13 protein-coding genes are annotated in these 17,567 nt (G+C 63.1%); 6 read left to right on the top strand and 7 right to left on the bottom strand.

The window, feature by feature from the left end; translation table 11 throughout:
- The first annotated feature begins 47 nt into the window (after positions 1-47).
- On the top strand, positions 48-1,268 hold the full coding sequence (locus ACCD05_RS07115; protein WP_111560415.1) for an MFS transporter: 1,221 nt from the start codon (positions 48-50) through the stop codon (positions 1,266-1,268).
- Between the two features lie 76 nt (positions 1,269-1,344).
- Here ACCD05_RS07115 and ACCD05_RS07120 read toward each other — a convergent pair whose 3' ends face one another.
- Positions 1,345-1,590 carry a DUF982 domain-containing protein gene (locus ACCD05_RS07120; RefSeq protein ID WP_111560414.1) on the bottom strand — a complete coding sequence of 82 codons (246 nt, stop codon included), beginning with the start codon at positions 1,588-1,590 and terminating at the stop codon, positions 1,345-1,347.
- A 218-nt stretch (positions 1,591-1,808) separates the two neighbouring features.
- Between ACCD05_RS07120 and ACCD05_RS07125 the strand changes: the two genes are divergently transcribed.
- The 4 genes from ACCD05_RS07125 (at position 1,809) to ACCD05_RS07140 (ending at position 7,124) form a co-directional block, all read left to right on the top strand.
- Entirely contained in the window at positions 1,809-3,851 is a 2,043-nt protein-coding gene (locus tag ACCD05_RS07125; RefSeq protein WP_112949369.1) for an NADH:flavin oxidoreductase, read from the top strand.
- A 195-nt stretch (positions 3,852-4,046) separates the two neighbouring features.
- Positions 4,047-5,048 (top strand): ABC transporter substrate-binding protein, encoded by a 1,002-nt coding sequence (locus ACCD05_RS07130; RefSeq protein WP_111560412.1) that lies wholly within the window; start codon positions 4,047-4,049, stop codon positions 5,046-5,048.
- 110 nt (positions 5,049-5,158) lie between these two features.
- Entirely contained in the window at positions 5,159-6,046 is an 888-nt protein-coding gene (locus ACCD05_RS07135; RefSeq protein ID WP_018901608.1) for an ABC transporter permease, read from the top strand.
- The gene (locus ACCD05_RS07140) at positions 6,039-7,124 is read left to right on the top strand and encodes a quaternary amine ABC transporter ATP-binding protein (RefSeq protein ID WP_112949368.1); all 1,086 of its coding nucleotides are present in this window, start codon (positions 6,039-6,041) and stop codon (positions 7,122-7,124) included. Before ACCD05_RS07135 ends, ACCD05_RS07140 begins: the two co-directional genes overlap by 8 nt.
- A gap of 87 nt (positions 7,125-7,211) precedes the next feature.
- Here ACCD05_RS07140 and ACCD05_RS07145 read toward each other — a convergent pair whose 3' ends face one another.
- On the bottom strand, positions 7,212-8,387 hold the full coding sequence (locus tag ACCD05_RS07145) for a hypothetical protein (RefSeq protein ID WP_413391922.1): 1,176 nt from the start codon (positions 8,385-8,387) through the stop codon (positions 7,212-7,214).
- Between the two features lie 403 nt (positions 8,388-8,790).
- Here ACCD05_RS07145 and ACCD05_RS07150 point away from each other — a divergent pair, with 403 nt between their 5' ends.
- Positions 8,791-9,864 (top strand): ROK family transcriptional regulator, encoded by a 1,074-nt coding sequence (locus ACCD05_RS07150; RefSeq protein ID WP_413391923.1) that lies wholly within the window; start codon positions 8,791-8,793, stop codon positions 9,862-9,864.
- Positions 9,865-9,869: 5 nt separating this feature from the next.
- On the opposite strand, the gene ACCD05_RS07155 is transcribed toward ACCD05_RS07150, so the two are convergent.
- From ACCD05_RS07155 to ACCD05_RS07175, 5 genes are all read right to left on the bottom strand, one after another.
- Positions 9,870-11,051, bottom strand: coding sequence for an ROK family transcriptional regulator (locus ACCD05_RS07155; RefSeq protein WP_413391930.1), 1,182 nt, complete (start codon positions 11,049-11,051; stop codon positions 9,870-9,872).
- Positions 11,052-11,233: 182 nt separating this feature from the next.
- Positions 11,234-14,254: an alpha-mannosidase gene (locus ACCD05_RS07160; protein ID WP_413391924.1), complete on the bottom strand. Its 3,021-nt coding sequence runs from the start codon at positions 14,252-14,254 to the stop codon at positions 11,234-11,236.
- Between the two features lie 27 nt (positions 14,255-14,281).
- Positions 14,282-15,124 carry a carbohydrate ABC transporter permease gene (locus ACCD05_RS07165; RefSeq protein ID WP_047503834.1) on the bottom strand — a complete coding sequence of 281 codons (843 nt, stop codon included), beginning with the start codon at positions 15,122-15,124 and terminating at the stop codon, positions 14,282-14,284.
- Complete coding sequence (locus ACCD05_RS07170; protein WP_111560407.1) at positions 15,121-16,053, bottom strand: carbohydrate ABC transporter permease; 933 nt, start codon at positions 16,051-16,053, stop codon at positions 15,121-15,123. The genes ACCD05_RS07165 and ACCD05_RS07170 overlap by 4 nt, the downstream gene beginning before the upstream one ends.
- 85 nt (positions 16,054-16,138) lie before the next feature.
- Positions 16,139-17,422, bottom strand: coding sequence for an extracellular solute-binding protein (locus ACCD05_RS07175; protein ID WP_111560937.1), 1,284 nt, complete (start codon positions 17,420-17,422; stop codon positions 16,139-16,141).
- Positions 17,423-17,567: the final 145 nt, after the last annotated feature.

Raw genomic sequence — 17,567 nt, forward strand, 5'->3', positions numbered from 1 at the left:
AAAATAATAGATAGATCCCATCTTCTGAAGCCAGAAAGGCAAACAGCATGACCACCGTCACCACAATCGAAAGGCCGGGGGCTGCCACATCGGCCGGTATAGGCCAGATCGGCCTTCTCGCCATGGCCGCGGCCAGCGGCATCGCCGTCGCCAACATCTATTATAACCAGCCGATGCTCGGGATCATCGAAGCCGATTTTCCCGGTCAGTCCGCCACCGGGCTGATCCCGACCGCGACCCAACTTGGCTACGCGCTCGGACTGTTCCTGTTGCTGCCGCTCGGCGATCTCGTGCACCGCCGGCGTCTGATCATCGGCCAGTTCCTGATACTCGCGGTGGCGCTGGCGCTAGCGGCGATCGCACCCACGGCCTGGACACTGGTTGCGGCGTCTCTCGTCGTCGGTGCGAGCTCTACCGTCGCCCAGCAGATCGTGCCCTTCGCGGCCTCGCTGGCATCGCCCGAAAAGCGCGGTGCCACGATCGGTACCGTGATGGCGGGCGTGCTCTCGGGCATCCTGTTCAGCCGCACCCTGTCAGGCTTTGTTGGAGAGCATGCCGGCTGGCGCGCGATGTTCTGGGTCGGCGTCCCGATGGCGCTCGTGGCAGCAGCCATGATGTTCGCCACCTTGCCGAACCATCGCCCGACCTCGCGCATGCGCTATCACACCGCGATCCGTTCGCTCGCCCATCTGTGGAAGCGGCATCCGGCGCTGCGCACGGCGACCTTCGTGCAGGCAGCGCTCTTCGCGTCGTTCACCAGCTTCTGGACCATCCTGGCGCTTTATCTGCAGGGTCCGCGTTTCGGGCTCGGTGCTGATGTCGCGGGTCTGTTCGGTATCGTGGGCGCGGTCGGCGTCTTCGCGGCGCCGGTGGCCGGACGCATCGCGGACAAACGCGGCCCGCATTTCGTGGTGTGGCTCGGCGCTCTTTTGACGCTTGCGGCCTGGATCGTCTTCGGCCTGTGGTGGTCGATCGCCGCTCTGATCATCGGCGTCATCGTGCTTGATTTCGGCATTCAGAGCGCGCTGGTCTCGAACCAGCATATCATCTACGCGCTGGACCCCGAGGCCCGCAGCCGGCTGAACACCATCTTCATGACCGGCATGTTTCTCGGCGGTGCCGCCGGATCGGCACTTGCGACCCTTGCCTGGGGCTATGGCGCATGGCCGGCCGTAACTGTTCTCGGCGGATTGCTCGCCATCGTGTCTCTCGGCGTCCGGCTGCTCGATCACCGGGCACAGCCGAAGGCGGTGGCCAAACATCTCTAGGCGAGACCTCAACGCGCAAGGAAAAAGCGCCAGCCGTGCTTGCGGCTGGCGCTTTCGATTCAATTAAACGTGAAAGTCAACCTTCGATCTGAAGGTTGGCGTCTCGCGCCGCCGCGATCAGGGCCTGCCTCGCGTGCCCGCCGCCGCGCTTTCCTTCGAGCACCGCGGCGCAGGCCTTGAGCGCGCGAACAAAGGATTCACCGGTCAAAACCGGCCATTTGTCGGCCAGCAGCCAGGCCGCGTCGCGCGTGCTTTTCACCACGTATTTCACGGAGCCAATCGCGATTGTGAGTGGTCTCTTCCAGAGCTTTTCATCAGTCATGCATCACCTCATCGGCGGCCTAAACGCGGGCCGGAGGATTTGGTTCCGATGCCAATGTCAGATGAGGCGATGCTGATATAGCGACCGGTCGACGACCATCGTGTCGCGCAAAAATCACCGGGCGACGCATTGGGGGCGTTCCATGGCGTTTTTGTTCATCGCACCCGGCGTCGTTTTGAGGGAAGATCGGCCTTTCTCTTGTTTGGTGGTGCAGATCGATGGCTTCGCAGGATCCCCTACTTCAACCATTCCAATTGAAGCATTTGACGCTGAAGAACCGGCTGATGTCGACCGCGCACGAGCCGGCTTATTCCGAAGACGGCATGCCGACCGATCGCTACCGGCTCTATCATCTCGAAAAGGCCAAGGGCGGCATCGCGCTGACCATGACGGCGGGCTCGGCGGTCGTCTCGCCGGATTCCCCACCGGCATTCGGCAACCTGCACGCCTATCGCGACGAGATCGTACCATGGCTGAAGCGGCTTTCCGACGACTGTCACGAGCACGGCACGGCCGCGATGATCCAGCTCACCCATCTCGGCCGCCGCACCGGCTGGAACAAGGGCGACTGGCTGCCGGTGCTGGCGCCAAGCCCCATCCGCGAACCCGCCCACCGCGCCTTTCCCAAGGAGGCGGAAGAGTGGGATATCGAGCGGATCGTCGATGATTACGTCTCGGCGGCTCAACGCATGCAGGCCGCCGGCCTCGATGGGATCGAGTTCGAGGCCTACGGCCACCTGATGGACGGCTTCTGGTCGCCCGCCACGAACCTCCGCGAGGACGAGTTCGGCGGCGGGCTTGAAAACCGCATGCGTTTTTCGACGATGGTCACTGAGGCTGTGCGCAAGGCGGTCGGTCCCGATTTCATCGTCGGCATCCGTCTTGTCGCCGACGAGCAATGGGACAAGGGCCTGTCACGCGAAGAGGGCGTGGAAATCGCGAGACGGCTCGTCGCCGGCGGGTCGATCGATTTTCTGAATGTCATCCGCGGCCATATCGACAGCGACGCGGCGCTCAACAACGTCATCCCCATCCAGGGCATGCCGTCCGCGCCGCATCTGGATTTCGCCGGCGATATCAGGGCCGCGACGAAATTCCCGGTCTTCCACGCCGCCCGCATCTCCGACGTCGCGACGGCCCGTCACGCAATCGCCGAGGGCAAGCTCGACATGGTCGGCATGACGCGTCCCCATATCGCCGATCCGCACATCGTCAGAAAGATCGAAGCCGGCGAGGAAGCGCGCATCCGCCCTTGTGTCGGCGCGACCTACTGTCTTGATCGCATTTACGAGGGCGGCGAGGCGCTCTGTATTCACAATGCGGTGACGGGCCGCGAAACGGAACTGTCGCACGAGATCGCGCCGGCCGCGTCGCGGCGACGGGCGGTCGTCGTGGGTGCGGGGCCGGCCGGGCTCGAAGCCGCGCGTGTGCTGGCTGAGCGCGGCCACAAGGTCGACATCCTGGAGGCGAGCGGCGAGGCGGGCGGTCAGATCAATCTGCTGGTCCGCAATCCAAGGCGGCGCGAGATGGTCGGGATCATCGACTGGCGTCTGGAGGAACTCGAGCGGCTCGGTGTCACGATCCACTACAACGTCTTTGCTGGTGGCGACGACGTTCTGGCCTTGGAGCCTGATCTGGTGGTGGTGGCGACAGGCGGCATTGCCCAATCCCCGGCGCTCGATACCGGCGATGAACTTGTCACCTCGACATGGGATATCCTGGCCGGCTCGACGAAGCCGGGCGAGACCGTGCTTCTCTTCGACGACAACGGCGCCCATCCCGGCATGTCGGCGGCCGAAGTGATCGCGAGTGCCGGCGCCGAGCTGGAGCTTGTGTCGCCAGAGCGCTTCTTCGCGCCGGAGATCGGCGGCATGAACCATGTGCCCTACGCCAAGGTCTTCGCCGAGAAGAACGTCAAGGTCACGATCAACACACGGCTGAAGTCCGTGCGCCGCGATGGGAACCAGCTGGTCGCCGTTCTCGGCTCCGACTACGCCGAAGCGACGACGTGGGAGCGCCGGGTGTCGCAGGTGGTGGTCGAGCACGGCACCATGGCCAATGGCGATCTCTATTTCGAGCTGAAGCCGCTGTCGCGCAATCTGGGGGCGGTCGACTACGGCGCCTTGATCGCGAGACGGGCGCCCTTGCGCCAGCGCAATCCGGAGGGCCGCTTCGATCTCATTCGAATCGGGGACGCCGTTGCGAGCCGCAATATCCACGCCGCGATCTACGAAGCCTTCCGCTTCGCATCACTTCTTTGAGATCAGGTGCGACAAGGATGATCTTATTGCGACTGTCGTTACATGAGGACATTGAAAGAAAGCTCCAATGCGCCATTTTTTGACGCAATCGGAATGGCGCATGCCGGGCCAATGACGGCTCAATGGGGAGGCTGGCGGACGCGGTGCTGCCGGCGCCCGGGTTCACGTTGCACCGCGACCAGAGGGAACAAGAAAATGAAAATGCTTTTGGCTTCCACCGTCCTCGCCGCCGGCCTGCTTGGCCTTGGCGGTGCTGCATCCGCCGCCGAATGTGGTGATGTCACCATCGCCAACATGAATTGGCAGTCCGCTGAAGTGGCGGCAAACGTCGACAAGCTGATCCTTGAGGCAGGTTACGGCTGCAAGGCCGAACTGGTTGTCGGCGATACCGTTCCGACGCTCACCTCCATGGCCGAAAAGGGCCAGCCCGACATCGCGCCCGAGGCCTGGGTCAGCCTACAGCCCGAGATCGTCAACCGCGGCCTGACCGACGGCAAGTTCATCAAAGCCGCGAAGATTCTCTCCGATGGCGCCATCCAGGGCTGGTGGATCCCCAAGTATTTCGCCGACGCGCATCCTGACGTGAAGACGATCCCCGACCTGATGAAGCATCCGGAGCTTTTCCCGGCGCCTGAAGACAAGAGCAAGGGCGCCGTCTTCAACGGCCCGCAGGGCTGGGGCGGCACTGTCGTGACCGCGCAGCTCTTCAAGGCTTACGGTGGCGACAAGGCCGGCTTCACGCTCGTCGACACCGGCTCTGCCGCCGGCCTCGATGGCTCGATCGCCAAGGCCTACGAAGCCAAGCAGCCATGGGTCGGCTACTACTGGGCGCCGACGGCACTCCTCGGCAAGTACGAGATGGTGAAGCTCGGCTATGGCGCCGAATATGACGCCGCCGAATGGAAACGTTGCACCTCGGTTGCCGATTGCGCCGATCCGAAGGAAAACGCATGGCCGGCGGACAATGTCGAGACGCTGGTCACCAAGACCTTCGCCGATCGCGCCGGCCCCGATGTCGTCGGCTACCTCAACAAGCGCGCCTGGACCAACGACACCGTCAACAAGCTGATCGCCTGGATGTCGGACAACCAGGCCAGCGGCGAAGAAGGAGCAAAATACTTCCTGAAGAACAATGAAGCGCTGTGGACCACCTGGGTTTCGCCCGAGGTTGCCGCCAAGATCAAGGCTTCGCTCTAAGCATCGCATCGACAGCGGGCGGCCCGGTTACGGATGGCCGCCCGCTTACACACCGGCGAGACGGCCAACAATAATCAACGCCGCCGCCGATTTTGTCATGGGGAACCGACATGGATTGGCTCTGGAAATTTCCGTCGATGGACGAGGATATGCTGCGCGCCTTGAAGAAGAGCGTGGACGAAGGCTTTCGCGCCTTCACCCGCGGCTACGGCAGCGGCATCGAAAATCTGTTCAGCCCGCTGCAAAGCTTTCTGATCTGGGCTGAACGCCTGATGACGGGCATGCCATGGCCGCTGGTGATCGCGCTCATCGGCGCAATCGCGTGGCTGGCGACGCGCAGCTGGCGGATCGTCGTCGGCTGTATCGTCACACTATTGCTCATCGGCTATTTCGACATGTGGGAAGACACGATGAAGACGGTCTCGATGATCTTCGTCTGCACCGTGCTTTCGATCGCGATCGGCATTCCGATCGGCATCGCCATGTCGCGCTCGGATCGGCTGCAGAAGATCGTCAACCCGATCCTCGACGTCATGCAGACGATGCCGAGCTTCGTCTATCTCATTCCCGTCGTCATGCTGCTCGGTATCGGGCGCGTGCCCGGCGTCATCGCCGTCGTCATCTACGCGCTGCCGCCGATGATCAGGCTCACCAATCTCGGCATCCGCATGGTCGATCGCGACGTGCTCGAGGCAGCCGACGCCTTCGGCTCGTCGAGCTGGCAGAAGCTGCGCAATGTCCAGCTGCCGCTGGCGCTGCCGACGATCATGGCCGGCATCAACCAGACGATCATGATGGCGCTCGCCATGGTGGTCATCGCCTCGATGATCGGCGTTCAGGGGCTCGGACAGCCGGTGTTGAAGGCCATCGCCAACCAGTATTTCACCCTCGGCGTCTTCAATGGCCTCGCCATCGTCGGCATCGCCATCATCTTCGACCGCATCAGCCAGGCTTACGGTCTGCGTCTGCAGAAGCACCGGGAGGTCGTCCATGGCTAGCCAGTCGATCGATATTCGCAGCCTTTACAAGATCTTCGGCCCACGCGCTCGCGATTTCGTCGAGCCCGTCATGCGCGGGATGTCGAAGACCGAGCTCAACCGGGAACATGGCCATGTCCTTGGCCTGAAGGACATCAACATCACCATCCCCGGTGGCGGCATCACCGTCATCATGGGGCTGTCGGGCTCGGGCAAATCCACGCTGATCCGCCACATCAACCGTCTGATCGACCCGACTTCGGGCGAGGTTCGTTACGGCGATGTCGATGTCTGTCGCATGGACAAGGAGCAGCTGCGCCAGTTCCGCCAGAAGAAGACCGCCATGGTCTTCCAGAAGTTCGGCCTGCTGCCGCATCGAAACGTGTTGCAGAACGCCGTCTATGGCCTTGAAATCCAAGGCGTGGGGAAGGGTGAGCGCGAGGAGCGCGCGCAGCACTGGATCAAGCGCGTCGGTCTTGACGGCTTCTCCAACCACTACCCCAATCAGCTCTCCGGCGGCATGCAGCAGCGTGTCGGCCTTGCCCGCGCGCTGACCAACGATGCCGAAATCCTGCTGATGGACGAGGCCTATTCGGCGCTCGATCCATTGATCCGTGTCGACATGCAGACGGTGCTGCTCGACCTGCAGAAGGAGCTGAAGAAGACCGTGGTCTTCATCACCCACGACCTCGACGAAGCATTGCGGCTCGGCGACCGCATCGCCATCCTAAGAGACGGCGAGGTGATCCAGCAGGGCACCTCGGCCGATATCGTGCTCAGGCCCGCCGACGAGTACATCACCGCCTTCGTCAAGGAGGTGAACCGCGCCAGGGTGATCCATGTCGACGCCGTCATGTCGCCGCCGTCAGCGTCGGTGAAGTTCGGCGTTCGTATACCCACCGGCACGACCGTCGAGGAAGCCCTGCGGCAGCTGTCCGCCGCGAACGCATCCTCGGCCTCAGTCGTGTCTGGTGACGGTCAGGAGATCGGCAGCGTCAACATGGGCGAGCTGATCCGCTGCCTCGTCGGTCAGGAGCCGGGCGCATCGCAAACGGCGTCGCCTGCGGCCGTGGCCGAGGCGATGTCGACGATCCCGTGATCGGCGGGCAAACAGCGTTGCATTGAGCTTGAAATATGCGTGGCCGAACAAAATCTCGGCCGCGCATTTTTATTTCAGAACAATCGGTTACGCTTTTAGCATCCAGTTTTGGTCGAAGTCGGCGAATGAGGTGGCGGGAAGCGGGCCGGCGGTCATCAGCGTGAAGTCGAAGGCGGAGCGCAGATCGGAGCCCAGGACGTATTGCCGATGCACGCGCAGGAAATCGCGACGGATCTTGCGATAGTGCTCGCCCGTCAGCATATGGCGCATGCGGATCGTGGCGATCGAGGCCTGCGGGGCGTCGGCATGTCCGCAGAGCGCAACGACACGCGACTTGTAGAAATGGATCACGTCGGTCAGACAGTGGATCTCCAGCCAGAAAATCTGGCGTGCGCGCGCAATCGCGCCAACCCGTGCCCGCAGGCTCCTTGCCGGTCGCAGCAGGGCGCACTGCAGAATGGCGCCGCCGAGAGTGACGAAAACCACCTGCTTGTTGGCGAAAAGCGCGGGCTCTTCCTCGACCAACATGCCGATGACATGGGTGGCAACGCTCGATCCCATGCTGTGCGAGGTTATCAGATATTCGTTGGCATCCTCGCGCAGCGCGTCGCGCACCCGCGCCTTGCACTTGTCGAGCCATTGCACGATGGCGGGATCGTCGAGCTTCGCCAGCGCCACGGCCAGATCCCAGTCCGCGAAGAGATGCAGGGTGTGGAACCTTGCGGCGAAGGGCAGGAAGACAAAGCGGAAGAACATCACGCCAAGCAGCACGCTCCAGAGAAAGTTCCAGCGCTGAAGGCCGAGAAGATAGGGAGCGGCCGCGATCGTGGCGCTCAGCAGAAGGGCCAGCAGAACCAGCGCGAAGGGAAACACGAAGAACAGGCCGAAGCGCCAGGCATGTCGGAAATAGCCGACGAAGCCGCCCTGGAGGATGACGCTGGCGGCGCTGGCATAGCCGGAGGCGAGGCGCTGTAGAAGGCTCTTGTCGCTATATTTGCGCACGAGCTCGTTGTGGTCGAAGACGAACACGCGGCTCGACGTTCTTTCCCCTTGAGAGCCGCAGCTGACGTCGAAGGAACCGCCCTCTTTCAAGGCGCCGACATCGAGGTCGAGATTCCAGGCCTTGGCGCTCAGCTTGGCGGCCCGTGCATAGCGCGCATGGTGGGCCTTTGAATCAAGTGGCTCGAAACCGGGGAAATGCAGAACGACGCGTTTTTCCACCAGCGGATTGGCCACGGGGTTGATGGCAGCTCTTTGACTCAATGTTTGTGACCCTGGCAGCAAATCGGAATGCGACGACCGGCCCTTGTCGGTGGGCCATGTCGTTCTTTACGGACGATGGTGGGCGGCAGACCACTGACATTCTCGGGGGGCGCACCCGTCCAGCCGCAAAGACTGAAACAGAAAACCCTTAAAAAATGAGTGGTCGTTTCGGAAGCTCATCTATGAGCCGATTACGGAAACAACAAGGCCTCTCGCCCTTCTTTCGTCAAAAGCGGCGAGTTGCCGCGCTTGGCTCGACATTTCTTGGGCGTCGGGCGTCATATCGATGGCCGCTTTCTTGCCGCGCATGAAAAATTGCGCGATATTTCAACGGACTGGATTGCGCGAATAGGGGGAGGCTGTTGGTGACCTGCGCCAAGAACATGGTTCAAGGATATCGCGGTTGAAGACGGCGCGGCGGCTTTCAGTTTCCGGCTCGCCGAGGGCGCGCGATCCGTCGGACGCACGTCCAGGCATCAGCCCCGTGGATATCGCCGATCACAACTCGCGAGCCACGCTCGGCCTTCTGCGCCGCTTCGGCCCGCTGACCCGGCAGGAATTGTCACGGCGCCTCGGGCTCACGGAACCGGCGATCGCGGGGATCGTGCAGCGCCTGGCGACTTCAGGCCTAGTCGCGGGGCGCAAGCGCGCCAGCGCGACGCGCTACGCGGCACTCGAGTTCGCGCTCTGTCCCGACGCTGCTTTTTCGCTCGGAATCTCCATTGCTCCGGAGGGAAGCGAGATCGTCGTCATCGACCTTTCCTGTGCGATCCGCGCGCGCATCGGCTTCACCGATGTCGAGGAGATCGGTGAGGCTATCGAGAGCATCCGGCATGTCGCCTCAGGCAAGCTCGTCGGCTGCGGCGTCGCCATCGCGCCGGGAGCGTCCATCGACTGCACTAGCCTTAAGGAGAGCATCCGCGAGAGGTTAGGGCCGCTCTATGTGCTCGACGACAGCGAAGCCGCGATCGGCGCGGAGCGCGCGCTCGGGATCGGCGATCCGGAAGGCGGGCTGGTCACCATCCTGATCGACGAGACTGTTCGCGCGGGGCTTCTCATCGGCGGCCGACCGTTTCGCGGCATTCATGGGCTTGCCGGCCAGATCGGTGACATGCGATCGGGCGTGGATGGCGCGACGCTGAATGAGGTTGCGACATTGCCCTCGCTTGAGCGTCACATGGCGGCCGGACACGCTTCGGCGGATGCGTGGATCACCGTTGCCGCCCGCCACCTTCACGAAGCGGTTCTGGCGATCTCCGGCTTCATCGCGCCAGGCGCGATTCTCATCGGCGGATCGTTGCCCGATGATATTCTGGCGTCCGTGATATCGAGCATGGCGCGGGAGCGGGAAGAGAAAATCCGCGATCTTGTAATCGCCCCGTGGATCCCGGTGGTGCAACCGGCGACCCATGCTAAAGACGGCGTGGTGCTGGGCGCTGCCCTTCGGCCTTTCAACGAGACACTGTTTCCCGCCTGACCGTGTTACCCGGCCGCGACCGCTGGCCATCTCTCCACACTGCTCGCGAGGCCACCGATCGGATTACGGAACCGCTGCGCCGGTTCGGCCGATGGCAGGCCGAGACGATGCGCCAGCGGAATGGCCGCCGCGCCGAGCGCTGCCGCATCCTCCGAGCCGGCCGCGCGATGCAGCGACGGCGCCTTGGCGCCGAGGCGGCCGATCTCTTCGTGAACGTAGAGCAGCAGCTCGTCGATGATGCGGACGGGAAAACGGCCGCCGATCAGAACACCTTCGGGATCGACGATCATGCCGATATGAACGATCGCCTGGGCGATCTTGACGCTGACCTTGCGCAGCCATGCGCTGACGATCGCGCGCCCCGCCGCATCAAGCGTCAGCAGGTCGGCCGGCGTGGAAGCCTCGACACCATTGCGCTTCAGGTGATCGAGCAAGATGAAGAGCGAGAACATCTCGCCGAGCGGCTGCGTGCTGCCGGCGAATGGGCCGTCGTCGAAGAGCACCGGCAGCCAGCCGATCTCGCCGCCGATCCCGCTGGCGCCCCTGTGACGGATACCGTCGATCACAAGACTGCCGCCCAGACAGGCATTCGCGAGGATGTAGAAGAAGCTGCCGATCTCGGTGCCAAGCCCATACTCGATTTCGCCCAGCGCCGCGGCGTTGGCGTCATTGTCGATGAAGACAGGGTGATCGGAGATCGCCTCCAGCGCGCCGCGCACATCGTATCCGCTCCAGCGCCGGTATTCTGGCGGAAAGCCAATAACGGGCACTTCGCCGAGCCAATCCGGGATCGCGAGGCCGATCCCGGCCAGCCGGCTTTCCTCGATGACCTTGCGCCTTCGGAACGAAGAGAGCGCATCGGCCATCAGCGCCACGAAATCATCCGGCAGCAGAAAGCGCGCCTCGTGGTGAATGCGGCCGCGCACGGTGCCGACAGCGTCGACGGCTACGATGGTCAGGTGATCGCGGTCGATATTGGCGCCGATTGAAAACACGCCCTCCGGATCGATCTCCAGTTCGATCGCCGGCTGCCCGCGCAGCCCATGCCGCCGTCGCGCCTCCATGACGAGGCCCTCGTCGAGCAGGCGCTCGACGATCCGTGTGACGGCCTGCTTGGTCAGCCGCGACCGCGCCGCCAGCTCGGTACGCGAAATCGGCCCGCCGCGATGGATCGCGCTCAGGATCATGGCCCGATTGGCCGCCGCCGCCTGCTCAGGATTGGAGCCCGAAACCTGCAACTTGCGTCTTCTCCTCTTAGGTGTCTGGTATGTTGAACCGCCACAAGACCTATCGAGTGTAAGTCATTGTGTCGTAAACGGAAAGAGCCCAGCCACTGCGTGACCGGGCTCCGACCATCCGTTGACGTCGGTTAGCGCGAAATACGCCAGCTCTTGACCTGGAACGGCATCAATCCCTCGACCGGCACATCGCGCATCGGCTCTTCGAGAATGCTCACCGTTCCCTCGTTGCGCCATCCTTGTGGCAGCGTCAGGGCGAGGGCGCCGCGACGGCCTGCTGGCTCGTAAACGCGCAGGATCAGGCCATCGCCATCCTCGCACGGCTTGATCGCCGAGAGAGCCGCGTCGATGCCCTCAGCCTTGATCGGCTGCCACGCCCCAACGGCGCGGTCGGAGACGGCCATCGCCAGCAGTGGCTGGTTGAGGTCGTCGGCCTCCTCTCGCACGCCGCCCTCATGCCAGGAGCCCTCATGCGGCATGAGCGAGTAGGTGAAGCTCTGCAGCCCCTCATCGGCCAGCGGGTCGGGATAGATGGGCGAGCGCAGCAGCGAGAGGCCGAGCACGTTGCCCCGGATGCTATGCCCATACTTCGCGTCGTTGAGGATCGCGACGCCGAAGCCCGGCTCCGAGAGATCGGCGAAGCGATGTGCCGGCGCCTCGAACATCGCGGCATCCCAAGAGGTGTTGGAATGCGTGGGCCGCTCGACGACGCCATAGGCGCATTCGCAGGTCGAGCGCGCATTGCGCACGGCAACAGCCGTCAAGGTCCTCAGGAAGGCGCGGCGGTCGTGCCAGTCGAGCTCGGTCTGGATATCCAGCCGGCGGGCATTGGCGCCGAGCGACAGGATCTGCGTGATGCGCGAATGGCGCCAGGTGCGCACGATCTTGATCGCTGCCCGGTGCGCCGTGTTTTCGATCAGTTCGATGCTATCAAGCGCGGTGATCTCCTCGCCGCGCGCGGCATAATCCTCCTCGACGTCCCAGGCGTCCCAGTTGCGCGGCTTGTCCGCCGGGTAGACGAACAGCCGGTTGCCGGCGCCTTCGAGCGCCTCGCGGCCGCTCGGCTTGTGCAGGATGCTCGCAATCGAGCCGTCCTTCGCCAACGTCACCTTCAGCGTGTCGTTCTCGAGATGGCTGCTGCTCGCCGAAAGGCCTGGCTGCGCCTTCAGCGAGGCGATGTCGATGACGGCGATGGCGAGCGGGGCGATGCTGTCGCGTGACGAGACGTGGCTGCCGTCGGCCAGCGTCAGCCGCACGGGCCGTTCGTCAAGCGACGGATTGACCACCAGCACGTTGCTGCCGCTTCCAGATGGCAGCTGCTTGGCGATGGCCGCCAATGCGCTCGCCTGCGCGGCCTGGCCATCGGCGATCACGCCGTCGAGTTCTTCAGCGCTGTCGGCATAGACCTCGGCGATCGAGGAGCCCGGCAGAATGTCGTGGAACTCGTTCTTCAGGACGACGCGCCATTCGTTCTCCAGCGATGCCGGCTTCTCGCCGCCCATGAGGTGCGCCAGTCCGGCAAGGGTTTCCGCGGTGATCAGGCTGCGCTCGGCCTTGCGGTGCAGGCGCTTGACGACGCTCTGGCTGGTCAGTGTCGCGCGGTGCAGCTCGAGATAGATCTCGCCCTGCCACGTGGTGAGCTCGTTTTCGGTGGCACTCTTGTGCGCGCCCTCGAAGAAGTCGTGCACCTTGGTCCAGCGCGCGGCGGGCAATGCCGGGAAGGCGCGCAGCTGCTCCTCGCGGGCAATCATTTCCGGCGTCACGCCGCCGCCGCCGTCACCATAGCCGACGGCCAGAAGCGTCGTCTCGTGCTTGTCCTTCTGCTGGAAGTTCCGCCAGGTGGGAACGAAGCAATCCGGCTGCACGAAGCCGTTATAGCCGTGCATCGGGTTGTCGAAGGTGTGGGTCAGCACCCGGCTGCCGTCGAGGCCTTCCCACCAGAAGAGGTCGGCCGGGAATTTGTTGGTCTCCGACCAGTTCACCTTGATCGTGAAGAAGCTCTTCATCCCGCCCTGGCGCAGAAGCTGGGGCAGGGCGCCGGAGAAGCCGAAACAATCCGGCAGCCAGCAGACGGTGTGGCGAACGCCGAAGGTCTTTTCGAAGTATCTCTGGCCGTAGAGGATTTGCCGGCTGAGGCTCTCGCCCGTCGGCATGTTGGTGTCGGGCTCGACCCACATGCCGCCGAGCGTTTCCCACTGCCCGTCCTTCACGCGCTCGACGATGCGCTTCAGAAGTTCGGGATCATCCTCGGCGATCTGGTTGTAGTAGTGCGCCGTCGACTGGTTGAAGCGGAAGTCGGAGGACTGCTCCATCAGCGAGAGCGCGGTATGGAAGGTGCGGCGCATCTTGCGGCGGGTCTCGCGGTAGGGCCACAGCCAGGCGAGGTCGATATGCGCGTGACCGGTCAGCGCGATCTCACCCTGTGGCGGGAAGCGTTCGCGCAACTGCTTCAGCTCCTTGATCAGCGTGTCGTAAGCCGCGACCACGCTGGCACGCTGCCCCTGGTTGAGACCCTCGGGAGCGGTTTCGAGCTCCGGCAGCTGCCAGATCTTCTGCTGGCCGACCGATGGCGACATGCGCGCGATATAGGCGGCCGTCGACGAGGGCCAGTCGAGCCCGCGCATGGCGGCTTCGGCGATATCGATCAGATGCGGAACGACCTCATGTCCTTCGAGCGTATCGACCGCCTCCGAGATCTGACGCAAGAGCAGCCACAGCCGGTCGACCGGCCCATCCAGCCACAAGAGGTTCGCCCGCTCGAACCTGGGCGCGCGGACGGGTTCGCCGAATGGCAGGCGCGCGACCGTTTCCGAGGAGATTTTGATCCGGCGCGACGTCAGGCGGAATTCCTGGTGATAGGGATCAAGCCCGAGCCGTGTTTCGTTGCCGGCCTCGTCGGCGATGGTGATCAGGCTTTCGCCGCCGAGATTGAGGCTGAGCCGTGCCTCGTCGACCGGCCAATGTTCCGGCACGCGCGCCGATGCGGTGAAGCTTACCGTGCCATCCTTGCGCGGCCATGCGGCACCGATCGCGATCGGCTCGCCGTCGAAGGTCCAATCGCTGATCTGAACGGTTTCACGGGCGCGCCAGTGTTCGAGTTCCGACATGCGGACGCGGATGCGGTCGAGGCGTTGGGCAAGCGTAAGCGACATGATCATATCCTGAGGTTTGAAAAGACATCAGCCCTTGACGGCACCGGCCGTCATGGCGCCGAGAATGAGGCGTTGGAGCGAAAGAAATGCGACGATGGCGGGGACGACAGAGACGAGGCAGGCGGCCGCCAGCAGCTGGATGGAGCTATCGTTTTGGGTGCCGGCATATTGGAAGATGCCGACGCCGATCGGCATCAGCGCTTCCTTGCTGATCAGCAGGAAGGGCACGAGGAATTGCGACCAGCCGGCGATGACGGAGATGATGAAGGCGGACGCGATCCCCGGTGTCGAGAGCGGCAGAATGATCCGCCAGAAAACGCCGAAATGGCTGCACCCGTCGATCAGCGCCGCCTCGTCGAGGCTGCGCGGGATGCCGTCGATGAAGCCCTTGAGGATCCACGTCACCATCGGCACGGCAAGCGCGATATAGACCATGGTCGCGCCGAAATGGCTGTCGGTGAGGCCGATCTTGGCCATGTAGCGGTAGAGCGGCACCATGATGACGAGCGGCGAGATCATCTGGAAGGCAAGCAGCACCATCATCCACGGCCCCTTGCCGCGGAAAGGAAAGCGCGAGAAGGCATAGGCCGCCGGCAATGCCACGATCAGGCAGCCGATCGCGCTCGAGGCCGACAGGATGAGCGCGTTCCACAGATAGCCCGCGAATTTGTCGGAGGAGAGGATCGCGATGAAATTGTCGAGCGTCGGCGACTTGGGGATCAGCCGGGAGACGCCGAGAAAAACCTCCTTGCGGGTGCGCAGCGCCAGCGACAGCAGCCAGACCAACGGCCAGGCGAAGAAGAGGAAGGTGATCAGCATGAAGAGATAGCTGAAGAGATCGCCGATGCGTTCCTGTCTCGAATTGATCATTGGGGTTCTCCCTTCGGCAGGAAGCGGGCGTAGACGAGCGCCAGGCTGAGGCTGATGACGAGCATCAGGATCGACAGCACAGCGCCGGCCGCCAGATCGTAGTTCCTGAAGACGACGTTGAACGTATAGAGCGACAGAACCTCCGTCGCCCGGCCAGGGCCGCCACCGGTCAGCGAGATGATCGCATCGAAGGTGTTCAGCGTCTGGATGGTGATGAGGATCATGTTGACGAGGATCGCCGCGCGCAGTTGTGGAAGCGTGATGTAGATCATCCGCTGCCAGGGATTGGCACCATCCATCTCGGCGGCCTCGTAGAGTTCCGGATCGATCGCCTTGATGGCGGCGTACATGACGACCATCGAAAAGGCCGTTCCGCGCCAGACGTTGGAGATGACGACTGACCACATGACCATGTTCGGGTCGGACAACCACTGAACGGGCGAGGCGCCGAGCATCCTGAGCAGGCTGTTGAGGCCGCCGAAGGGCGCCTCGTTGAACAGCATCTTCCAGATGATACCGCCGGCGATGCCCGGAACCACCCAGGCGACCAACGCCGTGGTGCGCACGATGGTCGAGCCGAACAGGCCGCGTTTTTCGCTGCGCACGACGACCTGCGCGATGAACAGCCCGAGCACCTGCTGAGCTACGACGCTGGACCCGGTGAAGATCAGCGTCACCCAGAGGATCTGCAGCAGTTCCGGCTTCGAAAGTGTGTTGGCGATCGTCCGCAGCGTGTACTCTTCGTCGTTGCCGACGATAGATATGTTGGTGAAGGCAAAGCGGAAGACGTCGATCAGCGGATAGAGATAGAAGACCCCGAGAACCAGGATCAGCGGCATAAGCCAGGGAGCGGGCGAGGGGTAAAACTTTCGCGCGGCAAGCCTGCTTCCGGTAGGCGCAGTCTCGGCCGCAATGCTGAGATTGGTCATCGATCCGTCCGGTCATGTGTCATTGAGATCAGGCAGTCGGTATCGGTGGCGCGGGTGAGGTTACCCCGCGCCACCGATCATCAACTCAGCTCCGTTTGAAGGCGCTGAGCGAGGCGGTGAAGGCTTCGTCGACGGCGGCTTCCGTCGCCTGCGTGCCTGTCAGCACCTTGCCCATCATGATCTGGATCTGGTTGGATATTTCGGGATAGACGGCGGCCCCTGGCCGCGCCTGCCCGACCTTCAGGGCCTCGGCGAACGTCTTATTCGCCGGCGTCGAGAAGACCTCGTACTTGTCGTAGAGGTCGGCGCGGGTCGGCAGCTGTTCCTGTAGCGCGTTGGCCGGCCCCATATAGACTTCGCGGGCAAGGTCGGCGCAGACCTTCACCTTGGCGGCATCCTTGCTGAAGGCGGCGACGGTCCAGCCGCCGGTGCCGGTCGAGCGCTCATTGGCTGTCGGGCCGGGAAGGGGAGAGAATGTCCACTTGGCGAACTCCTCCTCGTCGAGCGCGGTCTTCAGCTGCGCATATTGCCAGTTGCCGCCAACGAAGAGCGCCGTCGTTCCGGCGGCCGCGGCGGCATTGAAATCGTCATAGCTGCCGAGCGTCGCGACACGCTTGGGAGCCGCACCCGATTCCACCAGATCACGATAGTAGTTCACCGCCTTGATGAACTTCTCGCGGTTCTCGCCCTCGCCAAAGATCGGCTTGCCCTGATCGTTAACCAGCTTGCCGCCCTGGCCCCAGAAGTTGGCAAGCCAGTCGAAGGTTGTGCCCTCATAGCGGCTGCCGTTGAAGAGGATACCTTCCATGCCTTCATTGACGGAATGCAATGCGGCCTTCTTCAATTCGTCCCAGGTTTGAGGCGCGTCGGGCACGATCTCCTTGTTGCGGTAGAGGACGCGCAGGTCGGTCGACCACCACCAGGCATAGATGTTGCCGTCATCGCCGGTGATGCCCTCGCGGATGAAGGGAAACAGCTGGCCTATCTCTTCCTTGCTGAAATAGGGCGAGAAGGATTGCAGCACACCGGATTTCTTGAACAGCGGCAGCACGAAGGAATCGACCGCGGCGCAGTCGGGCGCGGAACCGGACTTGGCCTGCTCCAGCATGCGTGCCTGCTCCTGGCCGATATCGCCAGACATCATCTGCAGCTCGATCTGCCAGTCAGGGCGCTTGGCGATGAAGTCGTTGAAGAGCTTGCTGTAACCCTCGGCATAAGCTGGCTCGTTGTTGCGCGGCCCATCTGTCGTCATGCGGAAAATGAGCTTGTTGGGCGCATCGGCCTTGCCGACGATGTCGCCCGTGATCAGATCCTGAGGCGCCGCGATAATAGGCGTGGCCAGGAACGAACCCGCCAGAAGGGCGAGCATGATTGCCTTGTTCTTCACCAGTATTTCCTCCCGATTCAGGATCCCATTCCGAGCCGCTGCCTCCACAACAACGGGTCTCCTCCGATCCGCCGACTAGATTAAGTCACTTTTCTTTTGTGTCAAGCAGGGCGAAGCTCTGTTGGGT

Origin of the sequence: Rhizobium sp. Rhizsp42, assembly GCF_047304155.1 — a bacterium.
Classification (GTDB): domain Bacteria; phylum Pseudomonadota; class Alphaproteobacteria; order Rhizobiales; family Rhizobiaceae; genus Rhizobium.